This is a genomic window from Streptomyces sp. WELS2 (assembly GCF_013870595.1).
GTDB lineage: Bacteria > Actinomycetota > Actinomycetes > Streptomycetales > Streptomycetaceae > Streptomyces.
The window spans coordinates 1-2,053 of record NZ_JACBWZ010000994.1 but is presented as its reverse complement, the minus strand read 5'-3'; the positions used below and the strand labels follow the sequence as shown (position 1 = coordinate 2,053).

Genomic DNA, 2,053 nt, shown 5'->3' with positions numbered 1-2,053 from the left:
TGGACTTGCCGGATCCGGACTCGCCGACCAGGGCGAGGGCGGCGCCCTCCGCCAGGCTGAAGGAGAGCCCGTCGACGGCGCGCAGGGCGCCGAACTCCACGGTCAGGTCCGTCACTTCCACCAGGCTCATGCGAGCACCACCCGTCGGTCGGCCAGCGCGAAGAGGACGTCCGCGACGGCGTTGGCGAGGACCACGAAGAAGCCGGTCACCAGGACCATGCCGACGACCACCGGCAGGTCGACGACCTTGACCGCGCGCACCAGTTCCTGGCCGATGCCGGGCAGGCCGAACAGGGTCTCGGTGAGGACGGCGCCACCGACGGCCGAGCCGACGGTGACCGCGTTGAGCGCGATGACGGAGGCCGTCGCGCCGCGCAGCGCGTGCCGGGTGATCACGGCGCGTTCGCCGACGCCGTAGGCGCGGAAGGTGCGGATGTGGTCCTCGGCCAGTGTCTCCAGCATCGAGGCCCGGGTCAGCCGGGCGAAGCCGGCCGCCTCGATGAGGGCGAGGGACAGCCAAGGCAGCAGCAGGTTCCACGCCCACTGTTCGGGGTCGTCGGTGAAGTTCACGTACTGCGGGAAGGGCAGCCACTGGAGTTCGCCGCAGACGACGATCATCAGGACCAGCCCGATGACGAAGACGGGGGTGGCGACGCCCGCGAGGGTGACCGCGGTCAGCACGCGCTCGGAGAGCCGGCCGCGCCGCCAGGCGGACAGCACGCCGGTGCCGACGCCGAGCAGCAGCCAGATCACCATCGCGCCGAACACCAGCGAGAAGCTCACCGGCAGCTTGGCCCAGATGATGTCGGTGACCTCCCGGCCGGTCTGGTACGACTGGCCCAGGCAGGGCGCCGCGCAGTGCTCCACGGAGGTGCCCGTGGAGTAGTCCTGGCCGACGAGGAGGCCCTGGAGGAAGTGCCAGTAGCGCACGTACAGCGGGTCGCCGAGGTGGAGTTGCTGGGCCACCTGGTGGACCTGGGCCGGGGAGCAGCGCGGGCCGCAGGTGATCTGGGCGACGTTGCCGGGGGTGACGTAGAAGACGACGTAGATGATCACCGAGAGCACGAACAGGGTGACCACGGCACCGGCGAGCCGGCGCAGGACGAAACCGGGGAAGCCGTTCACGCCCCCTCCTCCTTCTTCTGCGACCCGGTCCGCGGGGCGGTGGCCGGTACGGCCGCCGCGGCGCGGGCCTCCCGTTTGCGGCCGGTGCCGACGCGCAGCCGGGAGGCGGCGCGCGGGTCGAGGGCGACGCGGACGCCGTCGCCGAGGACGGTCATCGCGAACACGGTGACGAACAGGGCGAGGGCGGGCAGCAGCAGGTACTGCGGGGCCGCCTGGTACCAGACGTCGGCGCTGGTGAGCATCTGGCCCCAGGAGGGGGTGGGCGGTTTCACGCCGACGCCGAGGAAGGACAGGGCCGCCTCGGCGCTGATGTTCGACGGGACCAGCAGCGCGGCGTAGGTGATGACCGGCGCGGCGAGGCCCGGGAGGAGTTCGCGTACGGCGGTCCGCCCGGTGCTCCAGCCGCTGAGCCGGGAGGCGGAGACGTAGTCGAGGTTCTTCAGGGCCAGCGTCTGCGCGCGCACCATCTTCGCCACCGTGGACCATCCGGCGACGAGGGCGAGGATCAGCGCGACCAGGACCGGCCGCGGGAAGCCGTCGGGTACGACGGCCAGCAGGGCCAGCGCCATGATCATGAGCGGGAGCGACACGAAGATGTCGGTGATCCGGCTGAGGACCAGGTCGACCCAGCGGTTGCCCAGCCCGGCGGCCACGCCCATGGCGACGCCGAGGAGGACCTGGACCAGCGTGGCGCCCAGCGACACGCCCAGGGAGACCCGCGCGCCGTAGACCAGCCGGGCGAACATGTCGCGTCCGGTCTGCGGCTCGACGCCCAGCCAGTGGTCGGCGCTCGCGCCGCCGAAGGAGCCGATGGGCACGCCGCCGCGGGCGGAGTCGATCAGGGCGGGGTGGTAGGTCGTGGGGTCCTGCCCCTCCAGGGCGGTGAGCAGCGGCGCGGCGAGCGCGACCACGACGAGCAGCGCGCAGG

General features: G+C 72.5%; 2 protein-coding genes and 1 pseudogene. All 3 read right to left on the bottom strand.

The window, feature by feature from the left end:
• Positions 1-130, bottom strand: a pseudogene (locus H5J33_RS38030) (sugar ABC transporter ATP-binding protein); the annotation flags it as partial.
• Complete coding sequence (locus tag H5J33_RS32720; protein ID WP_181798342.1) at positions 127-1,125, bottom strand: ABC transporter permease; 999 nt, start codon at positions 1,123-1,125, stop codon at positions 127-129. The gene H5J33_RS32720 and the pseudogene H5J33_RS38030, both read right to left, overlap by 4 nt.
• Positions 1,122-2,045, bottom strand: a complete 924-nt coding sequence (locus H5J33_RS32715) for an ABC transporter permease (protein WP_258565574.1) — start codon at positions 2,043-2,045, stop codon at positions 1,122-1,124. Before H5J33_RS32715 ends, H5J33_RS32720 begins: the two co-directional genes overlap by 4 nt.
• Positions 2,046-2,053 lie beyond the last annotated feature (8 nt).